Genomic DNA, 25,036 nt, shown 5'->3' with positions numbered 1-25,036 from the left:
GGATCAGGCACCGGCATGAATGATGACAGTTACACCTCCGCGCAGTTGATGCGTTGGCTTTGGCATGACTATCTAAAGAAACACACCGGCCTGATGGCCATCGCGGTGATCTTCATGATCATCGAAGGCTCGACCTTGGGCGTGCTAGCCAAGCTGATGGAGCCGATGTTCGACCGCGTCTTTGTCGGCGGCGACCAAGGTGCGCTGGTTTGGGTGGGGCTGGTGCTGGTGGCGATCTTTGCGCTGCGCGCGCTGGCCACGGTGGTGCAAAAGGTGCTGCTGACCCGCGTGGCGCAACGCACGGCGGCGGACCTGCGCATCGACCTGTTGGACCGGATGATGCAGCAGGATGGTGCCTTTCACCAAAACCACCCGCCCGGTTTTCTTGTGCAGCGCGTGCAATCGGATGTGAACGCGGTCAGCGATGTCTGGCGCGCGGTGATCACCGGCGCGGGGCGCGATCTGGTGGGGCTTGTGATCCTGATGGGCGTCGCCATCGCGATTGATCCGATCTGGGCGCTTTTGGCGATGGTCGGCGTGCCGCTGATGGTGCTGCCTGCCGCCATCGCCCAGCGTTTCGTCCGCGCCCGCTCGCGTGAGGCGCGCGACATCGGCGCCAGCCTCTCGACACGTCTGGACGAGGTCTTTCACGGCATCGTGCAGATCAAACTGAACGCGCTGGAAGACTATCAGGCCCGACAATACCGCGAGTTGACGCGCACCTTTATTCGCACCGAAGTTCGCGCCGCCTTTGGCAATTCCGCGATCCCGGCGATGATCGACATCATGTCAGGCATCGGTTTCATGGCCGTGATCGTATACGGCGGGTCCGAGATCATCGCGGGCAACAAGACCATTGGCGAGTTCATGACCTTCTTTACCTCGCTCGGGTTCATGTTCTCCCCCCTGCGTCGCCTCGGCGCGATCAGCGGCCTGTGGCAGATGGCCGCCGCCGCGCTGGAGCGGATCAAGGAGCTGCTCGACGCGCCCCTGCACCTGCGCAGCCCGGCCAAGCCCGTGGCCGCGCCCGATGGCCCGCCTGACGTTACCTTGGCGGATGTTTCGCTCTCCTACGGCGATACGAAGGTGCTGAATGCATTGAACCTGACCGCGCAAGCGGGCCAGACGACCGCCCTTGTCGGCGCCTCGGGCGCGGGGAAATCGACCATTTTCAACCTGCTCACGCGGCTGGTGGATCCACAAAGCGGCACGGTTCAAATCGGCGGGGTCGACACCACGTCGATGACCATCCCAGACCTGCGGGGCCTGTTTTCTGTCGTGACGCAAGAGGCGCTGCTGTTTGATGAGACCCTGCGCGAGAATATCGTGCTGGGCCGCGAGAACGTCAGCGACGAAGAACTCGACCGGGTGTTGAAAGCCGCCCATGTGGCCGATTTCCTGCCGCAGTTGGAACAGGGGCTAGAGACCCGCGTCGGCCCGCGCGGCTCGGCCCTGTCGGGCGGGCAGCGTCAGCGTGTGGTGATCGCCCGCGCCCTGCTGCGCGACACGCCAATTCTGCTGCTTGATGAGGCCACCAGCGCCTTGGATGCGCAATCTGAACAGGTTGTGCAGGATGCCCTTGATCGGCTCGCCAAGGGGCGCACCACCATCGTGATCGCGCATCGGCTCTCGACCATCCGCAGCGCGGATAAGATCGTGGTGATGGACCGCGGCCAAGTCACCGATGAAGGCACCCACGACGAATTGATGGAGCGCGGCGGCATCTATGCCGACCTTTACCGCCTGCAATTCCGCGACGGAAAGACGGTGTCGGATGCACGCGGCCTCAGCGCCCTCTCTGCAAAAAAGCGCCGCGAAAGGGCGCGCCAGCCCAATCTGTTCCAACGGATCGGGGCGGTCTTCTTTAACTGAGTGCAGGGGCGTGAGGGCGACCCGCGCCCGTTTTCACGACCGCCGATAGCTTACCGCAAGGGCGTCGGGGCTGGTGCCCATTGCATAGCGCATCAGCGTCCACAGGTTGCGCCCACCGCGGCGCAGCCAGCCCTGACGGCGGTATTTCTCGGCACTGGTCACCGCGATGCCCTCAAGCCGCGCCAAACGGCCCCGCAGGGCGCGGGCCAGTGCGACATCCTCCATCAGCGGCTGATCGGGGTAACCGCCGACCGCGTCATAAAGCGCGCGGGGCAGCAGCAGCCCCTGATCACCATAGGGCAAGCCACAAGCGCTGCGCAGGTTCGCCCAACCTGCGACCAATCGTGGTGCCGGCCCGCGCTGATCGAACCTGAGGCGAAACCACCCCGCAGCCCCTGCCCCGCGCGCCATGTGATCCTGCACCGCATCGGTCCACCCCGGCGCCAGCACCGTGTCGGCATGGATCACCAAGAGCCACTCCCCCCGTGCCGCTTCGCATCCGCGGCGCAACTGCCCCCCCCGCGAGGGCGCGCCCGAGATCACCTCGCCCCCCCAGCTTTCGGCCAGCTGAGGCGTGCCATCTGCCGATCCCCCATCGCTCAGGATCACCTCGCGGATCAGCCCGGCCTGCAACCCTTCGACAAGCGCGGCAAGGCAGGCAGGCAGCGCGGCGGCTGCATTGAGACTGGGAATGACGACAGAGATCGGCGCGCGCATGGTTGCCCCTTTTGGATGGGTTTGACAGGTTATATGTCATGGCCAGCAATCAAAGGACAACCGCATGACCAAGCGCCGCATTCTGCGCCTCTCCGGCCCCGACACCCGCGATTTCCTGCAAGGCATCGTGACCAATGACGTTGGCAAACTGGACCAAGGCCCGGTCTATGCCGCCCTGCTGACGCCGCAGGGCAAATATATGGCCGATTTCTTTCTGATCGCTGACGGCGATAGCGTTCTGCTTGATGTGGACGAAAGCCTTGGCGACATGCTGAGCCAACGGCTGTCGATGTATAAGCTGCGCGCCAAGGTGACGATTGAGCCGACCGAGCTGCACCTGCACCGTGGCACCGGCCCCGCACCCGAAGATGCCGTGGCCGACCCGCGTCATCCAGAAATGGGCTGGCGCGCCTATCGCGACACGCCGCAGACCGATGACACAACCGATTGGAACGCCCTGCGCGTGGCGCATCTGATCCCCGAAACCGGTGTGGAACTGACGCCTGATACTTTCATCCTCGAAGCCGGGCTTGATCGGATCAACGGGCTCGACTTCCGCAAGGGCTGCTATGTCGGCCAGGAGGTCACGGCGCGGATGAAACACAAGACCGAATTGCGCAAGGGGCTGACGCGGGTCGAGGTTAGCGGCACCGCCGCGCCGGGCACGGCAATCACGGCAGATGGCAAACCGGCGGGCACGCTGTTCACTCAAGCGGGGGACCAAGCGCTGGCGCATCTGCGCTTTGACCGCGCCAAAGGGCCGATGCAGGCGGATAAGGCGCAGGTCACTTGGCCCGGCCCTGCCGCCTGAGCGCCCCAAAACAAGAAAAAGCCCCGGCAAAACCGGGGCTGATCTAGCTTACGTTGGATGACGTTGCGTCAAGCGCGTTCGACATATTCCATGGTTTCGGTGTTCACCACGATCGCTTCGTCCTGCCCCACGAAGGGCGGAACAGAGATCTTCACACCGTTTTCCAGAATGGCTGGTTTGAAGGAATTCGCCGCTGTCTGGCCTTTGACGACCGGCTCGGTCTCGGCAATGTTGCAGACCACTTTTTGCGGCAGACGGGCGTTCAGCGCCTCGGCGTCATGGTACTCGACCACGATCATCATGCCGTCTTGCAGGAAGGGGCGTGTGTCACCCAAAAGCTCGGCATCAAGCTGCACCTGCTCATAGGTTTCGGTGTCCATTACCACCAGCATACCGTCGTCTTCATACAGAAATTGCTGGTCTTTTTGCTCCAGTCGCACGCGCTCGACCTTATCGGCAGAGCGGAAGCGTTCGTTCAATTTGGAGCCGTTGCGCAGGTTGCGCATCTCGACTTGGGCAAAGGCACCGCCCTTGCCGGGCTTCACGTGATCGACCTTCACGGCCGCCCAAAGGCCACCGTTATGTTCAAGGACGTTTCCGGGGCGGATCTCGTTTCCGTTAATCTTGGGCATGTGACAAAACCACGACATAAGGTTGATGATAAGATGACCGGGTCTATATCGGGAGGGATGGTCCCCTGCAAGCGGGCGATATCCGGGCGTCGCTGCGGCAACTAGATATGCGCAAGTTGCATGGGAGGTATGCTAAATAGAGGTATCCGAATCAAATGATATCCGTCATAAGGGCCTCCACGCCCGAATGACAAGAGCAAGAATAATCGAAAGGACGACGAGATGAAAGATTTCGTTGATGGCACCGCTTTCAACAACGAGCAAGGCAACCGCGCACGCAAGCTCTTTGCTGCTGTGGTGCTTGCTGCTTTGGATGACGCAATTGCCGACGACAAGAAATATGGCAACGGCCCAGAACAGATTGCCCGCTGGGCCCGTTCGCGCGATGGCCGCGAAGTGCTGAGCTGTGCCGGGATCGACCCCAATGAGCGGGTCGTCGAAGGCCTGATGGAATTTGTCGGCAAAGGCGTGCGGACCTCCGTCGCCCTGTCGCGCGAAGAGTCCGAGCGCCGCAATGCCGCGCTTCAGGCCGAAGCCGCCTGAGAATATCCGCCAAGCGGAGCAATTGACGCAGCCTTCGGGCTGCGTTTTTTTGTGTCTGCTGTTTCTAGCGCGGTCAATCTGCCCCGAAAAAGAAGATCCAGTTGCGCAAGGCTAAACCTTCGGCCAGCAGCAGCGCCAATGTCACGCAGGATAGCACCCAGCCCGGCCTACGCCACCAAAGCGTAATAGCGGCGAGCGCGCCCACCAGTGCTTCAACGGGTGCGACCCACCCCGCGCCGTGACGCACATCCCAATAGCTGATGGGGCTTTCAAAAATCCAACCCGTTAGTGGCCAGAAATGCGCACGCCCGTCATCGTGATGCAGCGGCAGGTCGAACATCAGATGCAGCAGCGCCGCGCCGGTAAGCGCCACGGCCCAGCCCGTTTGCCGCCAGACCGCAAGTCCCAAAAGCGCGCCCCAGACGATGAAAGAGTTATCGATGGAAAAAACCGTCTGCCAGAGGTCGGAATAGTAAAGCTCCCCAAAGACCACACTCCCCGGCAGCCCTTGGACATAGAGCGCAAAACCCGCCATCAGATAGAGCGACAAGTCCGGCAGCAGCGCCCCGGCAAGTGCTGCCCAGATTAACGGCTTGGCCCCTTCCCGCCCCATCACGGCAGCGCCCAAAAGCAAATGTGCAGGCGTGTTCATCGCGGCTCTTTCCCCTTGGATCATTTTGCGCCAGTTTGCGCGAAACAGGGGCAGAATGACATGACCAAAGCCATCATGATACAGGGCACCGGCAGTAATGTCGGCAAGTCGATGATCGTTGCCGGATTAATCCGCGCCTGCACCCGGCGCGGGCTGCGCGTGCGCCCGTTCAAACCGCAGAACATGTCCAACAACGCCGCCGTCACCGAGGACGGGGGCGAGATTGGCCGCGCGCAGGCCTTGCAGGCCCGTGCCGCAGGCGTGGCACCGCATACGGACATGAACCCGGTGCTGCTGAAGCCTCAAAGCGCCACCGGCGCGCAGGTCGTGGTGCAGGGCAAGATCGCGGGCCAGCAAGAGGCGTGGGAGTTTGGGCGCAACAAAGCGAGCCTGATGCCCGCCGTGCTACAGTCCTTTCACCGCTTGGCCGAAAACTGCGACCTAATCGTGATCGAAGGCGCGGGCTCCCCGGCAGAGACCAACCTGCGGGCAGGCGATATCGCCAATATGGGTTTCGCCCGCGCCGCCGGGGTGTCTGTGGTGCTGATGGGCGACATCGACCGTGGCGGGGTGATCGCGCAGATCGTCGGGACGCAGGCGGTGCTAGATGCCGAAGACAACGCGCTGATCCGCGGCTTTGCCGTCAATAAATTCCGTGGCGACCGCAGCCTCTTTGATGCAGGTCGCGACGACATCGCCGCGCGCACTGGTTGGCCGAGCCTTGGGGTGATCCCGTGGTTCGACGCCGCGCACCGCCTGCCCGCCGAAGATGTGATGGATCTGCCCGCCCGCGCCCGTTCCGGTGGCTCAGGCTGTGTGATCGCCGTCCCGCGCCTGCCGCGTATCGCCAATTTCGATGACCTCGACCCATTGGCCGCCGAGCCGGGCGTCGACCTGAGGATGATTATGCCCGGCAGCCCCCTGCCCGCCGACGCCGATCTGGTGCTGATGGTCGGCAGCAAATCGACGATCTCCGACCTCGAAGCCTTCCGGGCCGAGGGATGGGATATCGACCTTGCCGCCCATATCCGGCGGGGCGGCCATGTGCTGGGGCTGTGCGGTGGCTATCAGATGTTGGGCAAGACCATCACAGACCCGCAGGGCATCGAAGGCCCGGCGGCGCGGGTGGCGGGGCTGGGGCATCTGGACGTGGAAACCACGATGGCCCCGCTGAAACATCTGGCGGAAAAATCCGGCCAGCATCCTGCCAGCGGCACCGATTTAACGGGATATGAAATTCACATCGGGGAAACCACCGGCTCCGATTGTGCCCGCGCATGGCTCACCTTTGACGGCACACCCGAGGGCGCGGCCTCCCCCTCGGGCCGGGTGCTGGGCTGCTATATGCATGGAATTTTCAGCTCAGACGCCTTCCGCCGCGCCTACCTTGGCGGTTTCGGCGTGACCTCATCGCTGGATTTCGAAAGCGGCGTGGATGGTGCGCTCGACGCGCTGGCCGATCATGTCGAGACCTATATCGATGTCGACCTGTTCCTCTCCCTCGCGGCAGAGGTCTAGGCTGGAGAGCGCGCAGCCCTCCAGCCTAATATTTAGAATTCGACGACCGCGCGGATCGATTCACCTTTGTGCATCAATTCAAAACCTTCGTTGATCTGATCCAGCGTCAGCTTATGGGTGATCATCGGGTCGATCTCGATTTTGCCGTTCATGTACCAATCAACGATCTTGGGCACGTCCGTCCGCCCCTTGGCCCCGCCAAAAGCGGTCCCGCGCCAAACCCGGCCGGTGACCAATTGGAATGGCCGCGTCGAAATCTCGGCTCCCGCAGGTGCCACGCCGATGATGATGCTTTCGCCCCAGCCCTTGTGGGCGCATTCCAGCGCGTCGCGCATGACCTTGGTGTTGCCAGTCGCGTCAAAGGAATAATCCGCGCCGCCTTTGGTCACCTCGACCAGATGCGCCACCAGATCGCCCTCGACGTTCTTAGGGTTCACGAAATCGGTCATCCCGAAATAACGCCCGACCTCTGCTTTGTCGTCGTTAAGATCGACACCGACGATCTGATCCGCGCCTGCCATCCGCAGCCCTTGGATCACGTTCAACCCGATGCCGCCCAGCCCAAAGACCACGCAGCGCGCGCCCAGTTCGACCTTGGCCGTGTTGATCACCGCACCGATGCCCGTGGTCACGCCGCAACCGATGTAGCAAATTTTATCAAAGGGCGCGTCTTTGCGGACCTTGGCCAGCGCGATTTCCGGCACCACGGTGTGGTTGGCAAAGGTTGAGCAGCCCATATAGTGGTGAATCGGCGTGCCATCGAGCATCGAAAACCGCGTTGTGCCATCGGGCAGCAAGCCTTGGCCTTGGGTCACGCGGATTTTTTGGCAGAGGTTGGTTTTGCCCGACAGGCAGTATTCGCATTCGCGGCATTCTGGCGTGTAGAGGGGGATCACATGGTCGCCCGGCTCCAGCGTGGTCACGCCTTCGCCCACTTCCAGCACCACGCCCGCGCCTTCGTGGCCGAGGATCGAGGGGAAGATGCCTTCGGGATCATCTCCCGAGCGGGTGAATTCATCGGTGTGGCACAGGCCGGTTGCCTTGATCTCAACCAAGACCTCACCGCGTTTCGGCCCTTCAAGGTTCACCTCCATGATTTCAAGCGGTTTGCCAGCTTCCACGGCAACGGCGGCACGGGTTCTCATCATGGGTCTCTCCTTCGAGGTTAATCACTTGGTGCTATATGGCGCACGCGGGCGTCAAATGTCCATTTCAGAACGACACCGCAACTTCGCGCGCGTTTCGCCAGTGGTGCACGCGGCGTTCACCTTAGCCGGTGATCGGCGCGTCGGATTTGATCTGCCGCAAGATCACATTGGTGGTGGCCGAATTGACCGCCGGATGTAGGAACAAAAAGCTTTCTAGAAAGGCGTTATAGGCGTCGATATCGCGGCAAAGAACGCGCAGGTGATAATCCGCTTGGCCGGTGGTGGCGAAACACTCCGTCACCTCCGTCCGGCTTTGGATCGCACGGATGAAACTGGCAAGGGCCGAGGCATCATGCCGGGTCAGATGCACATGCACCATCGCCTCAAACCCCAGCCCCATCGCCTTGGGATCGACCACCGCGGCATAGCGTTTGATCACCCCCGCCTGCTCCAACGCCTTGACCCGCCGCCAGCAGGCAGAGGCCGAGATATTCAGCTTTTCGGCAAGTTGCGCATTGGGCAGACGCGAATCCTGCTGGAGCAAAAACACAAGCTGTCGGTCTGTCGCATCCATCTCACTCATCGGGTAAATCTTTCACTTCACGGAACTACAATGGATAAATTACCCGGATTTCACCCATATCGCCAGCAAAACCGGAGCCAAAATTCGGAGCCCCTGCGGTATACTCTCACGTGAGGAGACCCCCATGACAGAACAACCGCGCGAATTTACCACTTATAAACTCGACGACCGCTATGATCAGACCGAAGGCCGCGTTTTCCTGACCGGGACGCAGGCACTGGTGCGCATCATGCTGGATCAGGCCCGCCGCGATCGCGAGGCGGGGCTGAACACCGCCGGTTTCGTTTCGGGCTACCGCGGCTCCCCCTTGGGCGGGCTCGATCTGGAATACTGGCGCATCAAAGACCGCGTGGCCAAGGCGGGGGTGAAATTCCTGCCCGCCGTGAACGAAGACCTCGGTGCCACCGCGGTCTTGGGCGCGCAACAGGCCCACCTCGACCCGCAGGCGGAGGTCGAGGGCGTCTTTTCTATGTGGTACGGCAAGGGGCCGGGGGTGGACCGTTCGGGCGACGCGCTGAAACATGGCAACGCTTACGGCTCCGCGCCCAAGGGCGGCGTTTTGGTGGTGGCGGGCGACGATCACGGCTGCGTCTCGTCCTCAATGCCGCATCAATCCGATGTGGGCTTCATGTCGTGGTTCATGCCAACGCTGAACCCGGCGAGCGTGGCCGAATATCAGGCGTTTGGCGAATACGGCATCGCGCTTTCACGCTTCTCGGGCACTTGGGTGGGTTTCAAGGCGATCTCGGAAACCGTGGAAAGCGGCGCATCGGTGACACTGACACCCGACCGCGTGTTCAACCAGCCCGACTACACCGCGCCTCCGGGCGGGCTGTACGTGCGGCTTGGCGATCTCCCCTCGCCCGAGATTGAGACGCGGCTGCATCACAAGCTCGACGCGGTGCAGGCTTTCATGCGCGCCAATCCCATTGACCGGCATATCTACGACACGCAGGACGCCTCTTTCGGCATCGTGACCACCGGCAAAGGCCACCTCGACACGATGGAAGCGCTGCGGCTTCTGGGCCTTGATGAGACCGCCTGCCGCCGCCTCGGCATCGACATCTACAAGATCGGCATGGTCTGGCCGCTGGCGCTGGACGACGCGCTCGACTTCGTCAAGGGCAAGCGCGAAGTGCTTGTGATCGAAGAGAAACGCGGCATCATCGAAAGCCAGTTTAAAGAGGCATTCTATGACTGGCCCGGCTCCAAACCTGCGCGGATGGTGGGCAAACATGACGAAAACCTTGAGGAGTTGGTGCCTTGGACCGGCGAGCTGTCGCCGCTCAAGCTGCTCCCGATCATTGCCGCGCGGCTCAGTGCCTTCTTTCCCGAAGAGAACCTGCTGGAAAAGGCCCGCGCCCTGACTGACCAGCCGCCCGTGCTGCTGAACGTCCCCGGCGCCACCCGCACGCCTTACTTCTGTTCGGGTTGCCCACATAACTCCTCGACCAAACTGCCCGAAGGATCAAAGGCCAACTCCGGCATTGGCTGCCATGTCATGGCCTCGTGGATGGACCGTGAAACCGCCGGTTTTGCCCAGATGGGCGGCGAAGGCGTGCCGTGGATCGCCACCTCGATGTTCAACGGGGGCAAACATGTGTTCCAGAACCTTGGCGAGGGCACATGGTACCACTCCGGCTCGCTCGCCATCCGCCAAGCGGTCGCGGCAAAGACGAACATCACCTACAAGATCCTCTACAACGACGCGGTTGCCATGACTGGCGGGCAGCCTGTCGATGGCCCTGTCTCAGTAGCCGCCATCGCGCAGGCCTGCCGCGCGGAAGGCGTGGCGCGGATCGCGCTGGTCTCGGACCGGCCCGAACTGCTGGAGAAGGGTGATTTCCCCGACGGCACCACATTTGATCACCGCAGCGCGCTTGACCGCGTGCAGCGCGAGCTGCGCGATATTCCGGGCGCCACGGTGCTGATCTATGAGCAGACCTGCGCCACCGAGAAACGCCGCAAGCGCAAGCGCGGGCTGATGGACGACCCTAAGAAATTCGTCATGATCAACGAACTGGTCTGCGAGGGTTGCGGCGATTGTTCGTTGGAATCCAATTGCCTAAGCGTCGAGCCGAAGAAGACTGAGTTCGGCACCAAACGGCAGATCAACCAATCGACCTGTAACAAGGATTACTCCTGTCTCAACGGGTTCTGCCCCTCTTTCGTCACCGTCGAGGGGGGCAGCCGCCGCAAACGCTCAGGGGCCGGGCTGGACGTGGCGGGCCTTTCGGCGCAGCTGCCGATGCCCGAACTGCCCAGGCTCGACCAGCCCTTCAACCTGCTGGTGACTGGCGTAGGCGGCACCGGCGTTGTCACCGTGGGCGCGCTTATCACTATGGCGGCGCATCTCGAAGGGCTGGGCTCCAGCGTGCTGGACTTCACCGGCTTTGCACAGAAGTTCGGCACCGTGCTGGGCTATGTGCGGCTCGCCCAAACCCCCGAGGAAGTGCATCAGGTACGCATCGATCAGGGCGGCGCGGACGCAGTGATCGGCTGCGACATGGTGGTCAGCTCCGCGCCCAAAGCCTCGGCCCACTACCGGCGTGGCACGCGGATCGTGCTTAACCGCGCCGAGATGCCGACCGGCGATCTGGTGCTGAACCGCGACGCCGAGTTGCGCATCAACGACCGCGAGGCGGTAATCGCGCAGGCTGTGGGTGCAGAGAACCTCAGTGCCTTTGACGCCAACGCCATGGCCGAAAAACTGATGGGCGACGCGGTCTTCGCCAATGTGATGATGCTGGGTTATGCTTGGCAGAAGGGCCTTGTGCCGGTCTCGCTCACCGCGCTGGAGCAGGCGATCGAGTTGAATGGCGTGGTGCCCGATAAGAACCGCGCCGCCTTTGGTTTTGGCCGGGTCATGGCCGCAAACCCCGAGGCGATTGCGGCGCATTTTGCCCCGGCGCCCGCCCCCGATGACAGTGTCGACAGCCTAATCGCGCGGAGGATGGAGTTCCTTACCGGCTACCAGAACCGAGCCTACGCCGAGCGCTATAAATCCCGCCTTGATGCTTTGACAAACGCGCTGCCAGACGGCTCCGAAGACCTGCTGCGCGCCGCGGCGAAATCGCTGTTCAAACTCATGGCCTACAAGGACGAATACGAGGTCGCCCGCCTGCACCGCCAAAGCGGTTTTGAGGATCGCATCGCCGATAGTTTCGAGGGCGACTACAAGGTGCACTACCACCTCGCCCCGCCCGCATGGCCCACCGGCCGCGATGGCCGCGGACGCCCCAACAAGCGCAAGTTTGGCCCATGGATGGGGCGTGCCTTTGACCTATTGGCCGCGATGAAACCCCTGCGCGGCACATGGGCCGACCCGTTCAGCTATGGCGCTGATCGCAAGCTGGAGGTCGGGCTGATCGACTGGTACGAGGCGGTCATGGCCAAGGCCCCGGCCCTGCCCCATGACGAGGCGCTCGCGGTGCTTTCCGCACCGATGGAGATCCGCGGCTACGGCCCCGTGAAAGAGGCCGCGGCCGAAAAGGTGCAGGCCGAAGTCGCTGCGCGCTTAGTCTAAGAGCGTCGTCGAGAAATCACCGCGCAGCCCGGCCTCATACAATTCGAGGTCGGGCGAACAATGGGCAAAGTGCGCCACCATCCCCGGGGGGATGACGAAAGCGTCGCCCGCCTCCCGCCTGCGCAGTGCTTGCACAGGTTCCGCCAAGATCGTCCAGCAAGCGCTTCTACATGGTCCCCCTCACGGCTCTTACAGTAGTTGAGCGCACAGGCGCGGCAGGCTTTTACTGCGCGCAACGTACGACATCCGATAAAGTTTCCCTCAATCACCTAAGCGTGAAGACGAGTCGCAACGCGAAACCCCTCAGGTTCACAAGAACCGCATATTCTCGCCCTGTTTTGGCTCTTTATTCCGCTTCTCTGCGCCCAGAATTCCGCACGATATCCGCCAAATCACCTCCCGCGACGCGGGAAAACAAGGGCGCGAGGCTGCCACAGGCTGCGAATTCAATGGTTTCCCGGAACTTCAAAATATGGTTAATAATTAACGGAACGGCACAAACTATTGGTGCAGCAACGTCACAATTTCGCCGGGTTTATACGACTAAATGTGAACAGATTATAAAGACACCCGGACTGCCCGTCTGCCCCACGAAAGAGGTGCCAAAAATGAAAATTCTTGCCGTCGACGATGACCCTTTTATCCGCGAATTGCTGCCCGTCGTTTTCCGCGAAGCTGATTATCCCTATCTGACACTGGCCGATTCCGGCGCTGCCGCTTTGGAACTGCTCGAAACCACCAAAGACCATTTTGATTGCCTGCTCTTGGATATTGAAATGCCCGAAATGGACGGCATCACCCTATGCCGCCGCATCCGCACGCTGGAGGCTTATCAAGACACGCCGATCTTGATGGTGACCTCGCGCGCCGACGCGACCGCGATCGAAAGCGCTTTTGCCGCTGGGGCCAACGACTATGTGACCAAACCTTTCGATGTGAAAGACATCGCAACCCGCGTGCATATCGCCGAGCGGATGTTGGAAAACACCCAGCGTGCCCCGCGCCTTGACCCGCATCATCTGAAAGAAGCAGGAGAGCCCGGCGCCCATGATTTCGCGCTGGCCGATCCTGTGCATATCAACGGGGTCGAGCAGTTGGTGCTGCCCTTCTCTTTGGGCAATTACCTGTCGCAATTGTCGCGCCAGCACCTTGATATCTGTCAGGTTTTCGCCGTGAAGATCGAACATATTGATGAGCTTTACGCGACCTGCAACACCCGCGAATTCGCCCGCGCCGTTACCTCTGCCGCCCAAGCGATCGCGCGGGTGGTCGATTGCCCGCAACTGCTGATGACCCACAATGGGTCTGGCACGCTGCTGTGCATCGTGACCGGCGACAGCCTGCCCGCATGGCCCGAGATCGAAGTGCTCATTCAAGGCGAGCTTGACGGGATGGACCTGCGCTACGACGACAACAGCCCACTGTCGGTAATGCTTTCCGTGGGCGGCCCGATCCAGCCCAATGCCAGCCGCACCCAGCGGGTCAGAAAGACATTTGATCGCGCCATTCGCCGTGTGGCGATGCGCCAGAAGGTGAAACTCGACACCGCCCCGACCGAGAAACCCTCCGTCTCTGCCGCGCATTGAGCCAAAAGAGACCTCATGAAAAACCCGCCTCACTGGCGGGTTTTTGCATTCAGTTGATGGGGAATTGCACCAGACAACGCTCGGCGATGCGGCGGTAATCCTCCAATGTGTCCGGCACGCTGCGTCGGTCGCGCATCACCTCCATCGCCGCACGTTTCTGGGCCCAACTGCCCTCAACATGTCGGTCAAGGATGCGCACGGTGACGCCCAGCATCACGTTTTTCTCCCCCTCGCCGATCAGCTCCGCCGAAGAAAGCGCCACAGCCGTCAGGGCCAGCGTGTTGGCGCAGCGCAAAGCGGCGGCCTCGCGCCCCTCATAGATACGTGTGCCCGCTGTCGCCATGCCGGGATGGGCCAGCGCGCCAAAGGACAAAGCAAAAACCGCAACCGCCGTTAGAGAGAACCTGCGCGGCACCTCAAAAGACCTTGAAGGTCATCGTGGTCAAGGACCGCTCAATGCCTTCGATGTCCAATAGGTTGTCGTTGATGTAGACGCCCACATCCTCCCCCTTGGGGATATAAAGCTTCATTAACAGGTCATATTCACCAGAGGTGGAATAAAGCTCAGAATGGATTTCGCGCAGGGCGATTTCCTCGGCCACACGATAGGTCGTGCCCGGTCGGCAGCGGATCTGGATGAATACGCAGGTGGTCATGTCGCGCCTCTTTCTGGGATTTGGTTCAAGCTGACATATGGGCCCTGCCCCCGCAATCCCCGATCGCGTCAGCCCGGGCTAAAGGTGCTTCACCGCTTGGGCTTGGCGTGGCGGCATGCCCTGCTATAAGGGCGCAGCAATTGCCTTCGGAGATGCCCCATGCGTCGCAGCACCCTGACCCGCACCACTGCCGAAACCGACATCACGGTCGAGATCAATCTCGACGGCAGTGGCCGCTATGACAATGAGACCGGCGTGGGTTTCTTTGACCATATGCTCGACCAATTGTCGCGCCACTCGCTGATCGATATCACGGTGCGCGCCAAAGGCGATCTGCACATCGATGATCACCACACGGTCGAAGACGTAGGCATCACGCTGGGCCAAGCACTGACCCAAGCGCTCGGCGACAAACGCGGCATCCGCCGCTATGGGTCCTGCCTATTGGCGATGGACGACGCGCAAATCCGTTGCGCGCTCGACCTCTCTGCCCGGCCCTTTCTGATCTGGAACGTGGATTTCCCCACCAGCAGCATCGGCACATTCGACACCGAACTGGTGCGTGAGTTCTTCCAAGCACTCAGCACCCACGGCGGCATCACCCTGCATGTCGACGCGCTGCACGGGTTCAACAGCCACCATATCGCCGAAGCGGTCTTTAAATCGGTCGCCCGCGCCCTGCGCGAGGCGGTCGAAACCGACCCGCGCAAAGCGGATGCCATCCCCTCGACCAAGGGCGCCTTGTAAGCCAATGCTGACAGCAATCATCGACTACGAATCCGGAAATCTACACTCGGCCCACAAAGCCTTCGAGCGTATGGCCCGCGAAAACGACGCAGGCGAAGTCACGGTGACCTCAGACGCCGAGGTCGTCGCCCGCGCCGACCGTCTGGTGCTGCCCGGCGATGGCGCCTTCCCGGCTTGTATGGCAGCGCTGAAAGGCGCCGGTGGCCTCTATGACGCCATGGTCGAAGCGGTTGAGGAAAAGGGGCGCCCTTTCCTTGGCATCTGTGTCGGCATGCAACTGATGGCCAGCATGGGCCGCGAATACAAAGACACCCCGGGATTGGGCTGGATCGGCGGAGAGGTGACCCAGATCACCCCCGCGGACCCGAAACTTAAAGTCCCCCACATGGGCTGGAACGACTTGGTGATTGATCATGACCATGCGGTCTTCGACGGGTTGCACACCGGTGATCATACCTATTTCGTGCACAGCTACCACATGGCCGTAGCAGACCCTGCCGAACGTCTGGCCCATGTTGACTACGGCGGCGAAGTCACGGCGATCATCGGCCGCGATACGATGCTGGGCATGCAGTTTCACCCGGAGAAAAGCCAAACCACCGGCCTGCGGCTGATTTCGAACTTTTTGAACTGGACGCCTTAACCCGCGCCGCGTCTGTCGAAGCGTCGGACGGTATTTAAGAAAGGATGAAGTTGAAGAAAGACCCTCTTCAACTTCATCCTTTTACAAATACCTCTGCGCTGCGCTTGCCTTACGCAAAACGTCAAGAAGGCGCGGAGATCGTTCCTCGCGCCTTCTGACTTTCGTATCGAGGCAACGGCGTTACTTAAGGCGCGCCCAGGTCTGTTTCGAACAAATCAGCCCGCCCGCGACGCAGCCCGAAAGTTTGAGCGATTTGCCCGAGACGTCCATCTTGCCGATATAGATTTTGCCGTTCGACGGGCGCCATACTTTACCGGCGTATTTGCCGCCGCCCTGAGGCTTCATATCGATGACGAGCGTTTTGCCGATATTGGGTGATTTATACTCACCGCTGTCGTTGAACGTGCGCGCGATAGTGCCGCAGATCGCCCCGCCGCAGGGGGCCATTTTCACATGGGCGTATGCGCCGTCATCCACCTGAGTTTGCCATGTACCGACTGCCGGATCCGCCGCATGGGCGGCACCGGTCAGGCCAAGGCCCAGAAGGGCCGCTGCAAAAAACTGTTTCATGATCTCTCCTCCCGATCTCGGTTTAGTGTTAGACACAACTTTCTTTCGGGCAAGACTGACCTAGGGTCGCGTTGCAAAATCCTTGGCGACGTGCAAAAGGAAACCAACGTTCAGAACAAGGGCCCGGCCATGATCCTCTACCCCGCTATTGATCTCAAAGACGGTCAGGCCGTGCGCCTCGTGCATGGCGATATGGACCGCGCCACCGTTTTCAACGACGACCCTGCCGCGCAGGCGTTGAGTTTCGTCGAGGCGGGCTGCGAATGGCTGCATCTGGTTGATCTTAATGGCGCCTTTGCCGGAACACCGGTGAACGCCGCCCCGGTCGAGGCAATTTTGAAAGCCTGCAAGGTGCCCGCGCAATTGGGCGGTGGCATTCGCGATATGGCGACGATCGAAAGCTGGCTGGATAAGGGCTTGGCGCGGGTCATTCTGGGCACCGTTGCTGTAGAGAACCCTGAACTGGTCCGCGAGGCAGCCGCCGCCTTCCCCGGTCATGTTGCCGTGGGAATCGATGCGCGGGGCGGCCGGGTTGCGACCAAGGGCTGGGCAACGGAGACCGATGTCATGGCCACCGATCTCGCGAAATCCTTTGAGGACGCGGGCGTGGCCGCGATTATCTATACCGATATCATGCGCGATGGCGCGATGGGCGGGCCGAATGTCGAGGCGACGGCCGATCTGGCGCGGGCGGTTTCGATCCCTGTGATCGCCTCGGGTGGGGTTTCGTCGCTCGAAGATCTGGCGGCGCTGCGCGACACCGGGGTGATCGAGGGCGCGATCTCGGGCCGGGCGCTTTATGACGGCGCGATTGATTTGACCGAAGCCATGAAGATGTTGAAGGGCTGAGCCATGCTGAAGACCCGCATCATCCCCTGTCTCGACGTGGCCGATGGGCGCGTTGTCAAGGGCGTGAACTTTGTCGGCCTGCGCGATGCGGGCGATCCGGTGGATGCCGCCATTGCCTATGACGCGGCGGGGGCGGATGAACTTTGCTTTCTCGACATCCATGCCACGCATGAAAACCGCGGCACGATGTTTGATCTGGTCACCCGCACGGCCGAGCATTGCTACATCCCGCTGACCGTGGGCGGGGGTGTGCGGACCGTGGCAGATGTGCGGGCGCTGCTCTTGGCGGGGGCCGACAAGGTCAGTTTCAACTCCGCCGCCGTGGCGAACCCGGAAGTGATTGCCGAAGCGGCGGATCATTTCGGCAGCCAGTGCATCGTTTGCGCGATTGATGCCAAGACAGTCAGCCCCGGTAAATGGGAGATCTTCACCCATGGCGGGCGCAAGCCCACGGGCATCGACGCGGTCGAATTCGCGCGCACCGTGGCGGCCAAGGGCGCGGGGGAAATTCTGCTGACATCCATGGACCGCGATGGCACCAAACAGGGCTTTAACCTGCCGCTGACCCGTGCAATTTCGGACGCGGTTTCAGTGCCGGTGATTGCTTCGGGCGGGGTCGGCAATCTGGATCACCTCGTTGACGGGGTGATCGAAGGCGGTGCGTCGGCAGTGCTGGCGGCGTCGATCTTTCACTTCGGTGAATATACCGTGCATGAGGCCAAGCAGCATATGGCAGCAGCAGGCATTCCAATGAGGCTTTCATGACGCTTGATGACCTTTACGCCACCATCCTGAGCCGCAAAAGCGCTGATCCCTCAAGCAGTTGGACGGCGCAATTGCTGGCCAAAGGACCCGAAAAATGCGCTGAGAAGTTTGGCGAAGAAGCGGTTGAGGCGATCATTGAGGCGGTGAAGAACGATCCGAAGGGGCTTACCTCGGAAGCGGCGGATGTGCTCTATCACCTGCTCGTCATGCTGGCGTCGCGGGATGTGCCGCTTAGCGATGTGTTGGACGAACTGGCGCGGCGCCAGTCGACATCGGGCATCGCAGAAAAGGCCGCACGAAACTAGGCTCAGCCCAGCAGGCGCGGGATTTCAACCTTGGGGCAGCGGTCTTGGATCACATCCACGCCGCGTGCTTCGGCCTTGGCCGCGGCTTCGGCATTGGTGATCCCCACTTGCATCCAGATCGTTTCCAGATCGGGAAACGCCGCGAGCGCCTCATCCACGACGGGGGGCACATCCTCGGACCGGCGGAAAATATCGACCATCTGGACCGGCGGATCAATCTCGGCCAATGTCGCGACGATGGTCTTGCCGAAGACTTCTTTGCCCGCGTGCACGGGGTTCACCGGCACGACGTCATACCCCTTTTGTGCAAGGTATTCAGAGACATAGTGGCTGGGTCGCGCCGGGTTGGGAGAGACGCCAACCACCGCGATGCGGCGGGTGCGGGTGAGAACGTCTTTGATCAATGCATCTGTCATATGCTGAACTTAAGCGCCTGCGCGCGGGTTTCAACGCCATAATGACGCGGCGTAAAGCGTGGTGCCCCCTGCCCGTGATTGGCAAGCCTGCAGCGATTGCATAGGCTTGCCCCAAAGGAACGCCCAGCGGAGGAGCCGGGCGGCACCGCGAACCATCATCACCGGGAGCATAGGATGATCGATCAGACCTTGGACATGAACAATCTCGATATTTCGGAAAAGGCCAAACCGCTTTTGGCAGCTGTTACCAAGCACATCCGCGAGAATGTCGATCCGATCACCGAGGAGTTTTTTCGCCTTGGCGAAGGCCGCGCCGACCGTTGGTCCTATGCGCCGGGTCAATTGGAATTGCTTGATGGGGCCAAGCAGAAGGCGCGAGAGGCGGGGTTGTGGAACTTCTTCCTGCCCAATGCAGAAACCGGCGAAGGGCTGGCAAACCTTGATTATGCCTATATCGCCGCCGAACTGGGCAAAAGCCCCCTAGCCCCGGAAACGCTGAACTGCTCGGCGCCCGATACCGGCAATATGGAGGTGCTGGAGCGTGTCGGCACGCCTGAGCAAAAGGAGCAATGGCTGAAGCCCCTGCTCGCGGGCGAAATCCGCTCGGCCTTTGCGATGACGGAGCCTGATGTCGCCTCTTCGGACGCGCGCAATATCTCTACCAGCGCGGTTCTCGATGGCGACGATTGGGTAATCAACGGCGAAAAATTCTATATCTCCGGGGCAGGCGATCCACGCTGTAAGATCATGATCGTCATGGTGAAAACCTCGCCCGAGGCTGAAACCTTCCGCCAGCAGAGCCAGATCCTCGTGCCGATGGACACGCCGGGGGTGGAGATCCTTGGCCCGATGCATGTCTTTGGCCATGACGACGCGCCGCATGGGCATATGCATATCCGGTTCACCGATGTGCGCGTGCCCCGTGAAAACGTGCTTTGGGGCGAAGGGCGCGGGTTCGAGATCAGTCAGGTGCGGCTTGGGCCGGGGCGGATTCATCACTGCATGCGCTCCATCGGGTCGGCGGAAAAAGCGCTGGACCTGATGATTGAGCGCGGGTTGGGGCGTGAGGCATTCGGGAAAAAGATCATTGATCTGGGCAAGAACATGGAAACCATCAGCCGCGCGCGGATCGACATCGAAGCGATGCGGCTGATGGTGCTGAAAGCGGCCAAAGCGATGGATGTCTTGGGCAACAAAGAGGCCCGCATCTGGGTCAGCATGATCAAGGCGCTGGTGCCGGAAAAAGCCTGTGAGATCATCGACGCCTCGATGCAGGTGCATGGCGCCACGGGGATGAGCCAGTGGAGCCCGCTGTCGGGCATGTACACTTGGCAGCGCGCCCTGCGCTTTGCCGATGGGCCGGATGAGGTGCATCATCAGGTTATCGCGCGGGCCGAGGTGAAGGCGTTTCAGGCGTCGAACACGCGCGGCTCTGACGGCGACAGCTGATATGGAACTCGCGGGGCGCGTCATCGTCATCACCGGGGCGGCCAGCGGCATCGGGCGGGCCATGGCCCTGCGCTTTGCCAAGGAAGCGCCAGCGCATCTGGTCTGTGTGGATATCGACGGCCCGGGGGCCGAGGCGACGGCGGCCGAGGTTGGCGGCACGGGCTTTCGCGTCGATGTTGCACACGAGGCCGAGATCGCCCAACTGATCGAAACCGTCGAGCGTGACATTGGGCCGATTGATCTATTCTGCTCCAACGCTGGCATCTCGGTCGAGGGCGGGGTCGAGGTGCCGGATGCCGATTGGCAGCGCATTTGGGAGATCAACGTGATGAGCCATGTGCGCGCCGCGCGGCATCTGGTGCCGCTGATGCGCGCGCGGGGCGGAGGTTACTTGCTCAACACCGCTTCGGCGGCGGGCCTGCTTAATCAGGTCGGGGCCGCGCCTTACGGGGTGACGAAACACGCCGCCGTTGGCCTCGCTGAATGGTTGGCGATGACCTATGGCGATGATGGGATCAAGGTTTCCGTGCTTTGCCCGCAGGCGGTGCGGACCGAAATGATACGCGGGCTGGAGGATCATGTCGCCGCGATTGACGGCATGCTTGAGCCGGAACCCGTGGCCGACGCCTGCGTGCAGGCGATCCGCGATGAGGTGTTTCTGGTGCTCCCGCATCCACAGGTGCGCGATTATATCCGAAGCAAGGCGCAGGATTATGACCGCTGGATTGGTGGAATGCGCAAGCTGAACCGGCGGTTCGGGGCGCCAAACGACAGCTAGAAAACGCCTGTCCGGTGGCACAGCGCCCCAACCTCAGGGGAGGGGGCTGCCCTTAACTTTCGCCTTTCGGACGTATCGGCCGCAGCAGCCCCTCTTGCGCCACGCTCGCCACCAACTGACCGTTCTGATTGTAGATCATCCCGCGATTGAACCCCCGCGCACCACCAGTAAACGGCGCATCCAGCGCGTAGAGGTGCCATTCGTCAAAGCGGATCGGCGCGTGGAACCACATGGCGTGATCCAGACTTGCCGTCATCACCTTGCCCTGAAACCACGTGAGCCCATGGGGCCGCAGCGACGAGCCCAGCAGATTCATATCAGAGGCATAGGCCAAAAGCGCGTGCTGCATGACCGGGTTCTGGCCTTCGGCGGCGGCCATGCGGAACCACAGATAGTTGCGGTCGTCGACCTTTTCGGGCGTCATGAAATCGCGCGGCTCGACCTCCCGGATCTCGATGGGTCGCTCGCGCAGGAAGTCCCCGCGATATTTTTCGGGCAATTTCTCGGCAAAAGCCTCGCGCAACTCAGGTCGGTCCGGCCAGTTTTCGGGGGCAGAGACCTGCGGCATCTCATGCTGCCAGTCAAACCCCTCTTCCTCCACCTGAAAAGACGCCGACAAGTTCAGGATCTGCTTGCCATGCTGGATCGCCACCACGCGCCGGGTCGTGAAACTGCCCCCATCCCGAGCGCGGTCGACCTGATAGATCACCGGAATCTTCGGATCCCCGGGCCGGATGAAATAGGCATGAAGCGAATGGCATGCGCGCTCGGGCACGGTGCGATATGCGGCCATCAATGCCTGCGCGATGACATGGCCGCCAAAGATCCGCATCGATGTCTCGCCCCCCGCACCGGTGCCCCGAAACAGATCGACCTCAAGCTGTTCGATATCCAACAGATCAAGCAATTGCCGCGCAGCATTGGTCATGGGTCATCCTTTCAGGCCGGGGTGTTCCGGCCCTAGCAACAGGTTTTCGCCCCAAAGCTCAAGCACCAAAATGCCCGCCGCCCGGTCAGCGGTCGCGATCCAGCGCCTCTAGCCCGTGGCGCGCAAAAACCGGGACATATTGCCCTAATTTCAGCCCATATTCGGGGTTTGAGGCATTGCCCTCCAACGCGCGTTTCAGCACGCCTTGGATGATGGCGGCCATGCGGAAAAAGCAAAAGGCGAGGTAATAGCCGAAGTTGTCGATCCCCTTTAGCCCGCGCCTGCGGCAATAGGCGGCGATAAACTCCGCATCGGTCGGCAGGCCAAGCGCCTTGCGGTCCACCCCGGCCAAGCCGCGCCCCTCGGCCCCCACGGGCATCTGCCATTGCATGATGACGGCGGCGAGATCGGCAAAGGGGTGACCGATTGTGGAAAGCTCCCAATCCAAAACCGCGCGGCAGGCCGTGCCATTGGTATCAAAGATCATGTTGTCGATGCGGTAGTCCCCGTGCACCAACGTGCGCTGCCCGTCATCTTCGGGCAACTCGGCACTCAAGCGCTGCATCAGCGCATCCATATCGGGCTGTTGCTCTGTCTCAGACGCGCGGTACTGCTTTGACCAGCGCCCCACCTGCCGCTCAAAATAGTTCCCCGGCGGGCCATAGTCCGACAGGCCAACCGCGTCGATATCGACCTCATGCAAGGCGGCCAACACGCCGTTCATCTCATCCACGACCGCGCCGCGCTCGGCCGGGGTGAGTTCCGGCAGGGTCGGATCGTTGAAATTGCGGCCCGGAACATGGTCCATGACATAGAACATCGAGCCGATGACGCTCTCATCCTCACAGAGCAGATGCATCCGCGCGACCGGCACCTGACTGTCGGCCAGCGCCCTTTGCACCCGAAACTCCCGGTCCACCGCATGGGCGGATTTCAACAGCGTTCCCGGGGGCTTGCGGCGCAGAACATAGTCATGCGCAGGGGACGAAAGGAGGAAGGTGGGGTTTGATTGGCCCGCCTGGAACTTGGTCACTTCAAGCGGCCCGGCAAAGCCCGGCAGGTTTGCTTCCAACCAGTGGCAGACAGCCGCCTCGTCCAAGGTTTGCGTATCCGTGCTCATTGCGCAAACTCCGCGGCCAACCGGGCCCCAGCGGTGCGGTATTCGGTCTCGATCCGGTCCACCAGTTCAGCCACCCCGCCGATTTGCTTGACCGCGCCAATGCCCTGCCCCGCGCCCCAAATTTCCTTCCACGCTTTGGGCTTGGAGGAGCCGGAGCCGAAGTTCATTGAAGAGGCATCCGCCGATGGCAGATTGTCCGGGTCCATCCCCGCCGCCTCAATCGAAGGCCGCAAATAGTTGCCCGAGACCCCGGTGAAGAGCGAGGAGGTCACGATGTCATCCGCGCCGCCAGCGACAATCATGTCTTTGTAACCCGGCACGGCGTTGGCCTCTCGCGTGGCGATAAAGGCCGACCCCATATAGCCCAAATCCGCCCCCATGGCACGCGCGGCCAGGAGCCCCTCGCCCGTGGCCAAAGCCCCAGAGAGCAGTACCGGGCCATCGAACCATTCGCGAATTTCGCGGATCAACGCAAAGGGAGACTGTGGCCCCGCGTGCCCCCCGGCCCCGGCGGCCACGGCGATCAGCCCATCGGCGCCCTTCTCAATCGCCTTCCGGGCAAAGCGGTTGTTAATGATGTCATGCAGCACCACGCCGCCACAGGAATGCGCGGCCTCGTTCACCTCCACCCGCGCGCCGAGTGAGGTGATCCAGATCGGCACCCGATGCTTTACGCAAATCTCAAGGTCGCGCTCCAACCGGCTGTTGGAGCGGTGCACGATCTGGTTCACCGCAAAAGGCGCCGCAGGCCGGTCCGGGTTTTCTTGATTGTGCTTGTCCAAAGCCTCGGTGATCTGGGTCAACCACGCATCAAGCAGCGGCGGCTCGCCCTCGGCCTCGCGGGCATTCAATGCCGGGAAAGAGCCGACGATCCCGGCCTTACACTGTGCGATGACCAACTCAGGCCCCGAAAGGATGAACATCGGCGAGGCGACCAGCGGCAGGCGCAGCCCGCGCAGGGCTTGGGGTAGATGGCTGTCGTCACGCATGGGTGGTCTCCGTCTGAGTTTTCGTATGTGTCATGACAATGCTCTTTCAAAAATATTGGGGCCTGACATCACGTTGATGCCGCCGCTGACCGGGATCACCGCACCGGTGACATAAGCCCCGCCGCGCCCGCAAAGGAACAGCATGCAGCCTGCGATATCTTCATCGCGGCCGACACGGCCAAGCGGGACATCTTTGCCCACGGCTTCGCGCGTGGTCTCATCTTGGGTGGCGAAGGCCGTCATACGCGACACAAATGGCCCCGGCGCCAGCGCGTTCACTGTGATCCCCTCCCCGGCCAGTTCTTTGGCGAGGATTTTGCTCAGGTGGATCACCGCCGCTTTGGAGGCGGCGTAGCTATAGGCCCCGTCGCCCATCTCGCGCTCGCCCATGACCGAGCCCAAATTTACGATCCGTGTCGGATCATCCGCCGTGGCCCCGGCCCGTAGTAGGGGCAGCAGCTTTTGCGTCAAATCGAAAAGGCCGGCAACATTGACGCCCATGACCTTATCCCATGCCCGGAAGGGAAATTGCCCCAGCGGCGCGCCCCATGTCACGCCCGCGTTGTTCATGAGAATATGCAGCCGGTCGCCGCGCGCCTGAACCTCGGCCACAAGCGCGTCAACGCCCTCTTCGCTGCCGACATCCCCGGCGAAACCTTCGGCACTGCCCCGGGCGCCTAGCGCATTCAACTCCTCTGCGACAGCTTGGCAGGCCTCTCCGGTCCGGCTGGCCAGCAAAACCCGCGCGCCCGCCCGTACCAAAGCCTCAGCCGCCATGCGCCCGATGCCCGTGGCGCCGCCAGTGATCAGCGCGGTTTTCCCCTCCAGCCCAAAGAGCGTCTCAATATCCATGTCCTGCCTCCCAGCCGCCGACTTTGACGCCACTGTGACAGGGCCTTGGGCGGGGTCAAGCGGATGGGAAGCCGCGACTGCAGTAACCGGGCGTCATAACAACTCGACAAAAGTGTAGTTTTACAACCCAAAACCGCCGCAGCTTTTATAGCTGCGGCGGTTTTGTTATTCTGTTCATCGTCGAGAGATACTTTTTTTATCAGGAACTTATTAGGTTTGGCGATGACCTACTCTCCCACGTCTTAAGACGCAGTACCATCGGCGCTACGGCACTTAACGGCTGGGTTCGGGATGGGACCAGGTGTTTTGCTCGCGCTATGATCACCAAACCAAATAAATTCCTGATAAAGCGCTCTGCGCGTTGCGACGCAGAGCGTGTTC

The 25,036-nt window shown here is 61.5% G+C and carries 26 protein-coding genes and 1 rRNA gene; 13 read left to right on the top strand and 14 right to left on the bottom strand.

Features of this window, described 5'->3' with window-relative positions:
• Nucleotides 1-15: 15 nt before the first annotated feature.
• Nucleotides 16-1,872: an ABC transporter ATP-binding protein gene (locus tag K3762_RS06580; protein WP_067938537.1), complete on the top strand. Its 1,857-nt coding sequence runs from the start codon at nucleotides 16-18 to the stop codon at nucleotides 1,870-1,872.
• A gap of 33 nt (nucleotides 1,873-1,905) precedes the next feature.
• Here K3762_RS06580 and K3762_RS06575 read toward each other — a convergent pair whose 3' ends face one another.
• Nucleotides 1,906-2,589 (bottom strand): TIGR04283 family arsenosugar biosynthesis glycosyltransferase, encoded by a 684-nt coding sequence (locus K3762_RS06575; protein WP_260012462.1) that lies wholly within the window; start codon nucleotides 2,587-2,589, stop codon nucleotides 1,906-1,908.
• Between the two features lie 64 nt (nucleotides 2,590-2,653).
• On the opposite strand from K3762_RS06575, the gene K3762_RS06570 reads away from it, so the two are divergent.
• A complete protein-coding gene (locus tag K3762_RS06570) occupies nucleotides 2,654-3,400 on the top strand; it encodes a folate-binding protein YgfZ (protein WP_132446976.1) in 747 nt (248 codons plus the stop codon).
• A gap of 68 nt (nucleotides 3,401-3,468) precedes the next feature.
• Here the strand turns inward: K3762_RS06570 and efp are convergent, their stop codons facing one another.
• Entirely contained in the window at nucleotides 3,469-4,032 is a 564-nt protein-coding gene (gene efp, locus K3762_RS06565; RefSeq protein WP_067629376.1) for an elongation factor P, read from the bottom strand.
• A gap of 222 nt (nucleotides 4,033-4,254) precedes the next feature.
• Between efp and K3762_RS06560 the strand changes: the two genes are divergently transcribed.
• Nucleotides 4,255-4,575, top strand: a complete 321-nt coding sequence (locus K3762_RS06560) for a DUF6280 family protein (protein ID WP_007120494.1) — start codon at nucleotides 4,255-4,257, stop codon at nucleotides 4,573-4,575.
• Nucleotides 4,576-4,648: 73 nt separating this feature from the next.
• Here K3762_RS06560 and K3762_RS06555 read toward each other — a convergent pair whose 3' ends face one another.
• The gene (locus tag K3762_RS06555; protein WP_132446978.1) at nucleotides 4,649-5,227 is read right to left on the bottom strand and encodes a cobalamin biosynthesis protein CobQ; all 579 of its coding nucleotides are present in this window, start codon (nucleotides 5,225-5,227) and stop codon (nucleotides 4,649-4,651) included.
• Between the two features lie 60 nt (nucleotides 5,228-5,287).
• On the opposite strand from K3762_RS06555, the gene K3762_RS06550 reads away from it, so the two are divergent.
• Nucleotides 5,288-6,745: a cobyric acid synthase gene (locus K3762_RS06550; RefSeq protein ID WP_260012458.1), complete on the top strand. Its 1,458-nt coding sequence runs from the start codon at nucleotides 5,288-5,290 to the stop codon at nucleotides 6,743-6,745.
• Nucleotides 6,746-6,777: 32 nt separating this feature from the next.
• Here K3762_RS06550 and K3762_RS06545 read toward each other — a convergent pair whose 3' ends face one another.
• Entirely contained in the window at nucleotides 6,778-7,890 is a 1,113-nt protein-coding gene (locus K3762_RS06545) for an S-(hydroxymethyl)glutathione dehydrogenase/class III alcohol dehydrogenase (protein WP_260012798.1), read from the bottom strand.
• A gap of 124 nt (nucleotides 7,891-8,014) precedes the next feature.
• Nucleotides 8,015-8,476: an Lrp/AsnC family transcriptional regulator gene (locus K3762_RS06540; RefSeq protein WP_067629340.1), complete on the bottom strand. Its 462-nt coding sequence runs from the start codon at nucleotides 8,474-8,476 to the stop codon at nucleotides 8,015-8,017.
• Between the two features lie 124 nt (nucleotides 8,477-8,600).
• Between K3762_RS06540 and K3762_RS06535 the strand changes: the two genes are divergently transcribed.
• Complete coding sequence (locus K3762_RS06535; protein WP_260012456.1) at nucleotides 8,601-12,002, top strand: indolepyruvate ferredoxin oxidoreductase family protein; 3,402 nt, start codon at nucleotides 8,601-8,603, stop codon at nucleotides 12,000-12,002.
• A 608-nt stretch (nucleotides 12,003-12,610) separates the two neighbouring features.
• Nucleotides 12,611-13,588, top strand: a complete 978-nt coding sequence (locus tag K3762_RS06530; protein ID WP_120350632.1) for a PleD family two-component system response regulator — start codon at nucleotides 12,611-12,613, stop codon at nucleotides 13,586-13,588.
• A gap of 49 nt (nucleotides 13,589-13,637) precedes the next feature.
• Here K3762_RS06530 and K3762_RS06525 read toward each other — a convergent pair whose 3' ends face one another.
• Nucleotides 13,638-14,003 carry a hypothetical protein gene (locus K3762_RS06525; RefSeq protein WP_120350631.1) on the bottom strand — a complete coding sequence of 122 codons (366 nt, stop codon included), beginning with the start codon at nucleotides 14,001-14,003 and terminating at the stop codon, nucleotides 13,638-13,640.
• A gap of 1 nt (nucleotide 14,004) precedes the next feature.
• Nucleotides 14,005-14,244, bottom strand: a complete 240-nt coding sequence (locus K3762_RS06520; protein WP_007120503.1) for an Lrp/AsnC family transcriptional regulator — start codon at nucleotides 14,242-14,244, stop codon at nucleotides 14,005-14,007.
• 159 nt (nucleotides 14,245-14,403) lie between these two features.
• Between K3762_RS06520 and hisB the strand changes: the two genes are divergently transcribed.
• Together hisB and hisH are read left to right on the top strand one after the other, a co-directional pair.
• A complete protein-coding gene (hisB, locus tag K3762_RS06515) occupies nucleotides 14,404-14,991 on the top strand; it encodes an imidazoleglycerol-phosphate dehydratase HisB (RefSeq protein WP_132446984.1) in 588 nt (195 codons plus the stop codon).
• Between the two features lie 4 nt (nucleotides 14,992-14,995).
• Nucleotides 14,996-15,634 carry an imidazole glycerol phosphate synthase subunit HisH gene (hisH, locus tag K3762_RS06510; protein ID WP_120350630.1) on the top strand — a complete coding sequence of 213 codons (639 nt, stop codon included), beginning with the start codon at nucleotides 14,996-14,998 and terminating at the stop codon, nucleotides 15,632-15,634.
• Between the two features lie 180 nt (nucleotides 15,635-15,814).
• Here hisH and K3762_RS06505 read toward each other — a convergent pair whose 3' ends face one another.
• Nucleotides 15,815-16,204 carry a DUF2147 domain-containing protein gene (locus K3762_RS06505; protein ID WP_132446986.1) on the bottom strand — a complete coding sequence of 130 codons (390 nt, stop codon included), beginning with the start codon at nucleotides 16,202-16,204 and terminating at the stop codon, nucleotides 15,815-15,817.
• 129 nt (nucleotides 16,205-16,333) lie between these two features.
• On the opposite strand from K3762_RS06505, the gene hisA reads away from it, so the two are divergent.
• Genes hisA through K3762_RS06490 form a run of 3 tightly spaced genes read left to right on the top strand, consistent with a single transcriptional unit; the run spans nucleotide 16,334 to nucleotide 18,123 of the window.
• Nucleotides 16,334-17,053: a 1-(5-phosphoribosyl)-5-[(5-phosphoribosylamino)methylideneamino]imidazole-4-carboxamide isomerase gene (gene hisA / locus K3762_RS06500; protein WP_120350628.1), complete on the top strand. Its 720-nt coding sequence runs from the start codon at nucleotides 16,334-16,336 to the stop codon at nucleotides 17,051-17,053.
• A gap of 3 nt (nucleotides 17,054-17,056) precedes the next feature.
• The gene (hisF, locus tag K3762_RS06495; protein ID WP_132446988.1) at nucleotides 17,057-17,818 is read left to right on the top strand and encodes an imidazole glycerol phosphate synthase subunit HisF; all 762 of its coding nucleotides are present in this window, start codon (nucleotides 17,057-17,059) and stop codon (nucleotides 17,816-17,818) included.
• A complete protein-coding gene (locus K3762_RS06490; protein ID WP_120350626.1) occupies nucleotides 17,815-18,123 on the top strand; it encodes a phosphoribosyl-ATP diphosphatase in 309 nt (102 codons plus the stop codon). The genes hisF and K3762_RS06490 overlap by 4 nt, the downstream gene beginning before the upstream one ends.
• Before the next feature lie 2 nt (nucleotides 18,124-18,125).
• On the opposite strand, the gene K3762_RS06485 is transcribed toward K3762_RS06490, so the two are convergent.
• Nucleotides 18,126-18,539: a CoA-binding protein gene (locus K3762_RS06485; protein WP_132446990.1), complete on the bottom strand. Its 414-nt coding sequence runs from the start codon at nucleotides 18,537-18,539 to the stop codon at nucleotides 18,126-18,128.
• A 174-nt stretch (nucleotides 18,540-18,713) separates the two neighbouring features.
• On the opposite strand from K3762_RS06485, the gene K3762_RS06480 reads away from it, so the two are divergent.
• On the top strand, nucleotides 18,714-19,988 hold the full coding sequence (locus tag K3762_RS06480) for an acyl-CoA dehydrogenase family protein (protein ID WP_409202467.1): 1,275 nt from the start codon (nucleotides 18,714-18,716) through the stop codon (nucleotides 19,986-19,988).
• 1 nt (nucleotide 19,989) lies between these two features.
• On the top strand, nucleotides 19,990-20,766 hold the full coding sequence (locus tag K3762_RS06475; RefSeq protein WP_132446992.1) for an SDR family oxidoreductase: 777 nt from the start codon (nucleotides 19,990-19,992) through the stop codon (nucleotides 20,764-20,766).
• A 52-nt stretch (nucleotides 20,767-20,818) separates the two neighbouring features.
• On the opposite strand, the gene K3762_RS06470 is transcribed toward K3762_RS06475, so the two are convergent.
• The 5 genes from K3762_RS06470 to rrf form a co-directional block, all read right to left on the bottom strand.
• A complete protein-coding gene (locus tag K3762_RS06470) occupies nucleotides 20,819-21,694 on the bottom strand; it encodes an acyl-CoA thioesterase II (protein WP_067941603.1) in 876 nt (291 codons plus the stop codon).
• Between the two features lie 85 nt (nucleotides 21,695-21,779).
• The gene (locus K3762_RS06465) at nucleotides 21,780-22,814 is read right to left on the bottom strand and encodes a phosphotransferase family protein (RefSeq protein WP_132446994.1); all 1,035 of its coding nucleotides are present in this window, start codon (nucleotides 22,812-22,814) and stop codon (nucleotides 21,780-21,782) included.
• Nucleotides 22,811-23,803, bottom strand: coding sequence for a nitronate monooxygenase family protein (locus K3762_RS06460; protein WP_132446996.1), 993 nt, complete (start codon nucleotides 23,801-23,803; stop codon nucleotides 22,811-22,813). The genes K3762_RS06465 and K3762_RS06460 overlap by 4 nt, the downstream gene beginning before the upstream one ends.
• A gap of 30 nt (nucleotides 23,804-23,833) precedes the next feature.
• The gene (locus K3762_RS06455) at nucleotides 23,834-24,655 is read right to left on the bottom strand and encodes an SDR family oxidoreductase (RefSeq protein WP_120350620.1); all 822 of its coding nucleotides are present in this window, start codon (nucleotides 24,653-24,655) and stop codon (nucleotides 23,834-23,836) included.
• A 214-nt stretch (nucleotides 24,656-24,869) separates the two neighbouring features.
• A 5S ribosomal RNA gene (gene rrf, locus K3762_RS06450) occupies nucleotides 24,870-24,984 on the bottom strand.
• Between the last annotated feature and the right edge of the window lie 52 nt (nucleotides 24,985-25,036).

The organism is Sulfitobacter sp. W074 (genome assembly GCF_025142275.1).
Lineage (GTDB): Bacteria > Pseudomonadota > Alphaproteobacteria > Rhodobacterales > Rhodobacteraceae > Sulfitobacter > Sulfitobacter profundi.
The sequence above is the reverse complement of the archived record's forward strand: the minus strand, read 5'-3'. Positions and strand labels throughout refer to the sequence as shown.